The sequence below is a fragment of the Methylobacterium sp. genome (assembly GCF_028290105.1).
GTDB lineage: Bacteria > Pseudomonadota > Alphaproteobacteria > Rhizobiales > Beijerinckiaceae > Methylobacterium.
On the sequence record NZ_JAQGKL010000313.1, the window covers coordinates 1 to 8,189 of the forward strand.

At 71.7% G+C, this 8,189-nt stretch carries 8 protein-coding genes and 1 pseudogene; 4 read left to right on the forward strand and 5 right to left on the reverse strand.

The window, feature by feature from the left end; genetic code table 11:
- The 4 genes and pseudogenes from JWQ05_RS20485 to JWQ05_RS20500 all read left to right on the forward strand — a co-directional run.
- Window positions 1-167: pseudogene (locus JWQ05_RS20485) on the forward strand (glutamate--cysteine ligase); the annotation flags it as partial.
- Window positions 168-321: 154 nt separating this feature from the next.
- Window positions 322-759: a hypothetical protein gene (locus tag JWQ05_RS20490; RefSeq protein WP_299662678.1), complete on the forward strand. Its 438-nt coding sequence runs from the start codon at window positions 322-324 to the stop codon at window positions 757-759.
- 131 nt (window positions 760-890) lie between these two features.
- Window positions 891-1,148, forward strand: coding sequence for a sulfurtransferase TusA family protein (locus JWQ05_RS20495; RefSeq protein ID WP_299662698.1), 258 nt, complete (start codon window positions 891-893; stop codon window positions 1,146-1,148).
- 72 nt (window positions 1,149-1,220) lie between these two features.
- Window positions 1,221-1,793: an NUDIX hydrolase gene (locus JWQ05_RS20500; protein ID WP_299662681.1), complete on the forward strand. Its 573-nt coding sequence runs from the start codon at window positions 1,221-1,223 to the stop codon at window positions 1,791-1,793.
- Between the two features lie 30 nt (window positions 1,794-1,823).
- On the opposite strand, the gene JWQ05_RS20505 is transcribed toward JWQ05_RS20500, so the two are convergent.
- The 5 genes from JWQ05_RS20505 to JWQ05_RS20525 form a co-directional block, all read right to left on the reverse strand.
- Window positions 1,824-2,621, reverse strand: a complete 798-nt coding sequence (locus JWQ05_RS20505; RefSeq protein WP_299662684.1) for a WecB/TagA/CpsF family glycosyltransferase — start codon at window positions 2,619-2,621, stop codon at window positions 1,824-1,826.
- 115 nt (window positions 2,622-2,736) lie between these two features.
- Window positions 2,737-4,218 carry a GumC family protein gene (locus JWQ05_RS20510; protein WP_299662687.1) on the reverse strand — a complete coding sequence of 494 codons (1,482 nt, stop codon included), beginning with the start codon at window positions 4,216-4,218 and terminating at the stop codon, window positions 2,737-2,739.
- 316 nt (window positions 4,219-4,534) lie between these two features.
- On the reverse strand, window positions 4,535-5,632 hold the full coding sequence (locus JWQ05_RS20515; protein WP_299662690.1) for a glycosyltransferase: 1,098 nt from the start codon (window positions 5,630-5,632) through the stop codon (window positions 4,535-4,537).
- Window positions 5,629-7,752 carry a glycosyltransferase gene (locus tag JWQ05_RS20520; RefSeq protein ID WP_299662693.1) on the reverse strand — a complete coding sequence of 708 codons (2,124 nt, stop codon included), beginning with the start codon at window positions 7,750-7,752 and terminating at the stop codon, window positions 5,629-5,631. The genes JWQ05_RS20515 and JWQ05_RS20520 overlap by 4 nt, the downstream gene beginning before the upstream one ends.
- 110 nt (window positions 7,753-7,862) lie before the next feature.
- A partial coding sequence (locus JWQ05_RS20525; RefSeq protein WP_299662696.1) for a gamma-glutamyltransferase occupies window positions 7,863-8,189 on the reverse strand: 327 nt, incomplete at its 5' end.

Sequence of the window (8,189 nt, forward strand, 5' to 3'; positions counted from 1 at the left end):
CCGCCCGCGGCCGCCGGGACGCGCAGGGCCGCGACGAGACGCAGTACCTGCAGCCCCTCGAGGCTATCGTGGCCGCCGGGCGCTCCCTCGCGGAGGAGCACCTCGCCGACTTCGAGGGCCCCTGGAAGCGCTCGGTGGAGCCGGCCTTCTCGCGCTGCGTCTTCTAGCGGGGCCGGAAGTCGGACGGGCGGGGCGGTCCGGGTCTCCGGGCGGACGTGCCGGAACGCACGCGTTCGGGATGCCGCATCGTGACGATCCTGGAACGGATCGCCAACTTCGCTGTTTCAGGGATAACGCAACCCTGTGACGGAGTACGCTCGCATGACGCGCATCTTGTCCCTCGTTCTGGCCGGTACCACGGCCGTCGGTCTCTCGGCTGGCTCTTTCACCGCGGCACAGGCCGCTCCGATGCCCGCGCTGAACGCCGCCCAGCTGGCCGGCGGTAACGCCAGCGTCGAGAACGTCCGCTATCGCGGCGGCTACGGCTATGGCCGCTACGGCGGCGGTTACGGCCGTGGCTATTACGGCGGCGGCTACCGTCGCGGTCCGGGTGTCGGTGGCGCCCTGGCGGCGGGTGCCGCGCTCGGCATCATCGGCGGCGCCATCGCGGCGAGCCAGGCGCCCCGCTACGGCTATTACGACCGTGGCTACGTCGGCGCCGGTTATGGCGGATACGGCTATGGCGCCCCGGCCTACGGCTATTACAGCGCCCCGGCCTACGGTGGTTACGGCTACCCCGCCTATGGTTACGGCTACTGAGGCCTGACCACGCGGGGCGTTTGAAGCGCCCCGGAATGGCTTAAAAAATCCCGTCCCCGGCTCGCACCGGGGGCGGGATTTTTCGTATGAGGTCGAGCGGCGGCGAAGGGACGAGGGCGGCGGTGAAGCACATCGGGGACGCGATCCACCTCGACCTCAGCGGATTGAAATGCCCTCTGCCGGTCCTGCGGACCCGCAAGGCGCTGCGCGGCCTCGCGCCCGGCACCTTGCTCACGGTCACCTGCACCGACCCGATGGCGGCCATCGACATCCCGAACCTCGTGCGCGAGGCGGGCGACGTCCTGGTGCGGCAGGATCGGAAATCCACCACGCTGTCGTTCACAATTCGCAAGGCCGTGGCCGAAAACCATCAGGACCCGCCTCATTGATGCGACAAGGCGCTGCTAGCTCCGCCTGATCTTGGCCGCTGTCGCACAGTGGCCCGCTGAGGGGAGAACAGCATGGCGCCGATCATCCGCGGCACCCGGATCGTGCATGACGGCTGGAGCCGGCTCCTCGTCGCGGAAGTGACGATGGCGGACGGAACCCGCCTCGCGCGCGAGATCGAGGATCACGGACGCGCCGTCGCCGTCCTGCCCTACGATCCGGACCGGCGGGTGGCGCTCCTCGTCGAGCAGTTCCGGACCCCGGCCTTCTATGCCGCCGGCGTCACGCGCGTTCTCGAGGTGCCGGCGGGGCTCCTCGACGAAGCCGAGCCCGAGGAGGGCGCGCGGCGCGAGGCCTACGAGGAGACCGGCGTGCGCCTCGGCGCCCTCGAGGCCGTCACCTGTGGCTGGAGCATGCCGGGCATCTCCACCGAGCAGATGGACCTCTATCTCGCGCCTTACGCGGCGGCGGACCGGACGGGGGCCGGCGGCGGCCTGGTCGAGGAGCACGAGGACATCACCGTGCGCGAGATGCCGCTGGCGGACCTCGCGGCCCTCAGCGACCGGGGTGAACTCACCGACCTCAAGACCCTGGTGCTCCTGCTCACCCTCCGCCTGAGGCACCCGGAGCTGTTCGCGGCCCGCTGAAAACGCAATCGTCCGAGGGGAACGTCGGTCTCAGTAAGATTTGGGGGCGCGTCGCGCTTGCGTGACAACCGGGTGAAGCCGCCTGCGGCGCCCGTGGCTGACGGCCCCGAGGGCAATTCCGAGCAGCCGCCAGGAGCGCACGAAGTAGCGCCCGAACAGGCGCCGCGGCGCGTGCAGGAAGCGGAACAGCCATTCGAGGCCTGCCCGCTGCATGAACGGTGGCGCTCGCGGCACGAGGCCGGCCGCGACGTTCAGGGCCTCGCCTACGGCCAGCACGACGGGCGCACCCAGGGCTGCACCCTGGCGGGTCACCCAGATCTCCGAGCGCGGGGCGCCGACGCCGAGGACGAGGAGCGTGGTGCCGTGGCTGCGGATGGCGCCGGACAAATGCCGTCCGTAGGCTTCGTCCACCTCGAAGCCGTAGGGCGGCACCGTCACCGCGATGCAGTCGCGCGGCGTCCCCGCCGTGACGATGCGCTCGCTCAGGTGATCGCCGACTGCCTGGGTGGCACAGATGAGATAGATCCGCTGTCCGGCCGGCCAGGGTGAGGCGAAGGCGGAGGCGACAAGGTCGTGGCCCGTCACCCGCTTCGCGCTCCGTGCCCCCCGCACGCGGGCCAGCCAGACCAACGGCATCCCGTCGAGGGTGCGGGCCACGGCGCCGTCATAGGCCTCCCGGAAAGCCGCGTTTTCCGCCAGCGTGACGATGTGGTCCAGGTTGGCGGTCACGATGAGGCGCGGACGCGTCGCCGGCTGCGCGGCGGCGTGCGCGAGGATGTCGGCGGCGCTCCCGGGCGTGAAGCCGATGTCGAACAAGCGGACGGTCATCTGGGCCTCGCTTGCTGTGTGTGGGACGCTGTCGCCATCGCGGGTTCGCGGTTCGAAGTCTCCCCGCTCCGATCGGCGCGGGGCATCCGTCACGGGGTGAGCCTCTTCGAGAATGTCAGGCATCGACGGCCCGGAAGCTGCGCGCGCCGCCGATGGGCGAGGGTGTCGCGAGGGGCGTTCCACGACGCCGGTCGCGCCGGGCGCCCAGGAGCAGGGCAAGGCCCGCGCCGAGGGCGAGCCCCACGAGCAGGGCCACCGGAAGCACGATCTTGGGCGAGGGCGGCCAGGTCCGGAGCCGGGGCGGCGTCGCGGAGGAGATGACGCGGACGTTGGAGCTGTTCAGGCGCTCCTGCTCGTTGGTTTCGCGCGAGCGCCGCAGGAAGGTCTCGTAGACCGAGCGCCGGGACTCGGCCTCGCGCTCCAGTTCCCGCAGGCCGACATTGGCGCGGTCGTTTCCGGCGGTCTCGGTCTTGGCCCGATCGAGACTGCGGCGCACGGCGGCCTCGCTCGCCGCCGCGCGGTCGTAATCCTTCTGCGAGGTCTCGATGATCCGCTCCTTCTCGCGCTGGATCAGGCGCTGGAGATCACGCTGCTGGGCGTATTGCTCGGCCATGGCCGGGTGGCGCTCGCCCAGGCGCGTCGCGAGCTCGGCGGTGCTGCGGGAGAGGGTGGCGTATTGCTGCCGCAGGTTCTGCATTTCCAGGGATTGCAGCATCTCGGGCAGGGCGGTGCCGGCCTCGCCGGCGCGCATGCGCCGGGCCTGGTCGAGGCGGGCCTTGGCCTCGGCGGTGCGCAGGTTCGCGGTGACGAGCTGCTGGTTGAGATCGCTGAGCTGCTGGTCGCTGAGGAGCCGTCCGCTCGATGTCACGAGCTTGTTCGTCTCGCGATATTGAAGGGCCTTGCGCTCGGCTTCCTCCACCGCCTGGCGCAGGCCCGCGAGACGCCCGGTCAGGGCCTCCGAGGCGCGCCGCGCCGCCTCCGTGCGGGCGCCCGCGTCTTCGGCGAAGTAGGCATCCGCGATGGCGTTCGCGATCCGGGCGGACTTCTCCGGGTCCCAGGTCTGGACATAGATGTCGATGACGAAGGTGCGTTCGGCGCGGCGCACGCCGAGCTTGAGCCGCAGCGTGTCGAGGGCGAGGTTGACGGGGTCGCGGCTCGCCACCGGGGTCTCCATGCCGAGGAGCGCCTTAAGGCGGACGACGAGGGGATGGGTCGATGGCGGCAGGACGAATTCCTCGTCCTGCGTCAGGTCGAGGCGCTCCACCACCCGGCGCAGGACGTTGTCCGACTGGATCACCCGGGCCTGGCTCTCGGCGATGGAGACGCCGCTATCCGCCTGCGGCTGTCGGTTGCTGAGGTCGTTGGCGAGGACGGGCAGGTCCGCCGGATCGACGAGGATCTGGGTGTTGGCGGTGTAGGTCGGGCGCGCGAGGTTGAGCAGCACCACGGCGAGGATCACCGCGCCGAGACCGCCGAGGAGGATGTAGGCGCCGCCCCGCCACAGGCGACGCAGGACGAGACCGGCATCGAGGCCGCCCTCGCGGTGCCTTTCCAGGGTGACCGGCTCCCCGCGCACCGGGCTTCCGAAGTCGAACATCTGTGTCGTCTCCTGAACTTGGCCGCCTTCAGCGATGGCCAAGTGCCCTCCTGAACGCCTCTGTCCCGTTTCGCTTCAGCATCCGTGTCGAAACGGGACACGGGGTCTTCGGAACGTGACCGATGGCATTCCCTCCGCGATCCCCGTGCCAGCCTGCACGGCGCCGGGTTTGTCCTGAAAACGTCACACCAAAGCAGGCAAACCATTCCACAATGTTGTCGTCTCGAAAAACAAGTCTAGGTTGAAGACGGCTTTGTCGGCTTTTGTCGGCGCGATTGCCTGTGCACAATGTATCCAAGCTTGGCTCTACAACCTGCTAAGATGAAGCAGCGGTCGATTCTGTCGCACCCGCGTAGGCTTCGGCGCCGCGCTCGAGGAAGCGGCGGAAGCGCTCCGCGTCGCCGGCCGCGAGGTCGTTCCAGCGCCGGACGTTGGCCCGCGAGGCGGCCGGCGCCGCCGCGAAGGACGGGCCTTCCACCCAGTCGCGGATCGCTTTCGCCGCCCCGGCGGGATCGGTCGGATCGATGAACAGGGCGGACGCGCCGAGCACCTCCGAGAAGACGGCCCCCTGCGGCGCGACGATGGGCAGGCCGCCATGTTGCACTTCGAGGAGCGGCAGGCCGAGCCCTTCGGCCTTCGATGTGGAGATGAGGAGGTGGCAGCGCGCGGCGAGGTGGCGCAGGGCCGCGTCGTCCAGGTAGCCGTGCCAGTTGAGGAAGGCGGGCGGCGCGGCAAGGAAGTCGTGGCTGCCCCAGCCGACGCGCCCGACGACGTGAAGCTCCGCCGGCACCCCGGCGGCATTGAGGGCGGCGACGATCGCGATGGCGGTGGGATAGTCCTTTCGCGGCTCGATCGTGCCGATGGCGAGGAGCCGCAGCGGCGCGCCCGGCGCCGGCTTCGGCGCCGGGGACAGGTCCGCGAGACCGAACACGTCGCGCACCGGCGGCCTCAGCAGGGCGACCAGGGCGTCCGGCGCGCAGACCGCCCGCACGGCCGCACCGGTCGTGCGCGAATTCACGAGGAAGCGGCGCCCGTACCGCATCGCGAAGGCGAAGCTCGGCGCCATGTAGAGCCGGCTCTTCCAACTCAGGTCCTGCGGGCGCGTCAGCAGGAAGGTATCGTGCACGTAGGTGATGCAGTGCCGCCGCAGCAGCGTCGCCAGGGGTCCGGGGGGAAACCCGGGGAAGATCATCAGCGCCTTCGGATCGCACAGGCCGCGCAGGGGCAGGCCGATCTGCTGGGCGAGGATCATCCGCGCCAGGCTCGTGGAGCGCACGGGAACGACCGGGTGCGGCCGCAGCATGGCCGGATCGAACAGGTCGAGGGCAACCCGCTCGATGCCGGTGACGTGGCCGCGCAGGTGCGTGTGGTCGACATAGATCCGCGCGGGTGCGGCGTCGGCTCGGGATGTCATCGCGAACCTCGCCGAAAGCCGTGGCGTGTCCAGGCCCGGAGGCGAACGCCGAGATAGAGGCCCCGGCGCAGCCAGAGCGGCAGGCCGCGCCCCAGCAGGGCCTGCTTGAGCCGGCGCGCCAGGCGAACCGCCGGGCGCGAGGGCGCCGGCACGGTGCCGCTGCGGCCAGGGGCGCGCTCCCGTGCGCAGGCGAACTGCGCCAGCATCTCGGGCGCGAAGCGGATGCGCCCGGTGCCCGCGCCGGGCGGCAGGATGCCTTGCGCGACGAGGACGTCGTTGAGCCGCATCAGCGCCGCGGCGTGGCTGTGGCGCGCTTCCACCGCGATCCGGCCCAGGGCGCCGAGGCGCCGCCGCGCGGGAGCATCCGCGATCAGGGTCCTGAGAGCGGCTTCCAGCGCCTCCGGCCCGACGTCGGTGAGATGGCCCGAGACGCCGTCGATCACCGCCGTGGTCAGGCCCGTGGAGCGGTAGGCCACGGTCGGCGTGCCGCAGAGGGCGGCCTCCACGGGCGTCTGGCCGAGGGTCTCGTTGCGGCTCGCCGTGACGTAGACGTCGCAGGCGCCGTACCAGCGCGCCAGGGTCTCCTCGTTGCCGATCGGCCCCGCCGCCACGAGGTTCGCTAACCCGAACGCGGCGGGATCGTCCAAGCGGCCCACCGCGACGAAGCCGATCCCCGGCCCCGCGATCCGGCGCAGGATCGCGGCGAGTTCCGCCGCGCCCTTGCCCGGCGCGTCGGCGATGACGGCGGCGAACATGACGAGGACGTCGTCCGGCGGCAGGCCGAGTTGCCGGCGCAGGTCCGCCCTGTCGCCGGGACGAAAGACCCCGGTGGGGAACGCCAGGGTAATGCGGTCGATGCGCGTGCCGGCCGGCGCGAGACGACGCGCCGTCGCCTCGGTCCAGCGGGAATTTCCCAGAAGCAGCGGCGCGTGGGAGCCGGCGAGGACGGCGCGCTTGTGCGCGAAGGCCGCCGCGATCTGCGTCGGCGCGAGTTGCGGATAGGCGGTGGGCGAGGGGCAGCGCGCATCGCAGCCCTGCGCGATCACCGCGCAATCGCCCGGGAAGGCGCAGCGCCCCGTCAGGGGGAACAGGTCGTGGAGCACGACGGCCACCGGTGCGGACCGCCCCAGTCGTTCCAGGATGTCGGTGCTCCGCGTGGCACCGTGGAGATTGCCGGCGAGGATCAGGTCGAAGCCGCCGGCCGCGATCCGCGCTTCGGCGCGTGGGAAACGCTCGGTCCATTCCGCCGCCGCGGCCGGCGATTCCGTCCCGAGGGTCAGGTGCGAGACGTGGTGGCCCCCGTGGGCCAGGGCATCGGCGAGGCGCCGGTGGCCGATACCGGCCCCGCCGGAATAGCCGAAGTCGGTGAGCATCGCGATCGAAAGCCCGGGCGGCATCGCCGCGACGTGATCCTCGGCTGCGTGCTGCAGGAAGACGGGGCGCCCGACGCGGGCGAGCCGGGCGCCCTGGCGCACGAGTCGCCGCCACAGGTCGGCAACGGGGTAGGGCGCCTCTGGATCGAACCCGCCCGCGCGCTGCACAAGGGTCCGCGACAGGAGCAGTTCGCCTCCGGTGAAGGGGGCGAGCGCCCCATCGGGCGGTGCGGTGTCGTCGAGTGCGCCCGGGCAGGCCGCCGGCGCGTCGAGGCCCAGCGGCTCCGTGCCGAAGACGACGCGCAGTCCGGCGACGATCTCGGCGCCGCTCAAGGCCGCCTCCAGGCCGAGGGCTGCGAGCCCCCCCGGCGCCAGCAGGTCGCCCGGCCGCAGCAGAATCAGAGCGTCGAAAGCGGGATCGGCGGTATACTCCGCGAGCCGCGCCGCCGCCTCGGGGCCGGCCCGCACGATGTCGTAGCGCAGGTCCCGGTAGGCCTGACCCTCGATGGAGGCGCGCGTGGCGGCGAGGCCTACGGCTTCCGTTTCCGTGTGGGCCTTGTCGGCGAGGATGAGCACCCGGATGCGCGGCCAGTCCCGGTCGCCGGGCAAAGCCCACGCCTGGCAGAAATCCTCGGATCGCCGCATCCCGAAGGGCCAGTCGGCGATGCCGTGGGCGTCCGGGCCGAAGGCGTCAGCCTTCCGTCCGGGTCCCGACGTCGCCGAGGAGGCCTCGATCCGGTCCGTCATGCTGCGCCGATTATCCCCGGTCCCCCCGCACGGGGCGTGCGGGAGGGGCTCGCCGGACCTTGACGGCGCAGGACTGAATCTTCCGTGAGTCGGATCGCCGGAAAGCGCCTTCAGTAGCCGAGCGCGAGGCCGTCCTTGCGCGGGTCGGAGCCGGCGGCGCGCATCCCCGTGGCGGGGTCGATCCAGATGATCTGGCCGCCGCCGATCGGGACGGGGGCCGGGATGGTGAGGTGACCCCGGGCGGCGAGTCCCTCGGCAAGGCCCGGGCCGAAGCCGCCCTCGAGTTCAACGCCGCCGCCATAGGCGAAGCTGCGGGGAGCATCCAGCGCCTCCTGCACGTCGAGGCCTCGGTCGATGATGCCGGTGAGGAGCTCGACATGGCCCATGGCCTGGTAATGCCCGCCCATCACGCCGAAGGGGGCCACCACGGCGCCGTC

Coding starts and splice junctions, on each gene's coding strand:
- JWQ05_RS20490 (WP_299662678.1), top strand. CDS start 322: ATGACGCGCATCTTGTCCCTCGTTCTGGCCGGTACCACGGCCGTCGGT.
- JWQ05_RS20500 (WP_299662681.1), top strand. CDS start 1,221: ATGGCGCCGATCATCCGCGGCACCCGGATCGTGCATGACGGCTGGAGC.
- JWQ05_RS20505 (WP_299662684.1), bottom strand. CDS start 2,621: ATGACCGTCCGCTTGTTCGACATCGGCTTCACGCCCGGGAGCGCCGCC.
- JWQ05_RS20510 (WP_299662687.1), bottom strand. CDS start 4,218: ATGTTCGACTTCGGAAGCCCGGTGCGCGGGGAGCCGGTCACCCTGGAA.
- JWQ05_RS20515 (WP_299662690.1), bottom strand. CDS start 5,632: ATGACATCCCGAGCCGACGCCGCACCCGCGCGGATCTATGTCGACCAC.
- JWQ05_RS20520 (WP_299662693.1), bottom strand. CDS start 7,752: ATGACGGACCGGATCGAGGCCTCCTCGGCGACGTCGGGACCCGGACGG.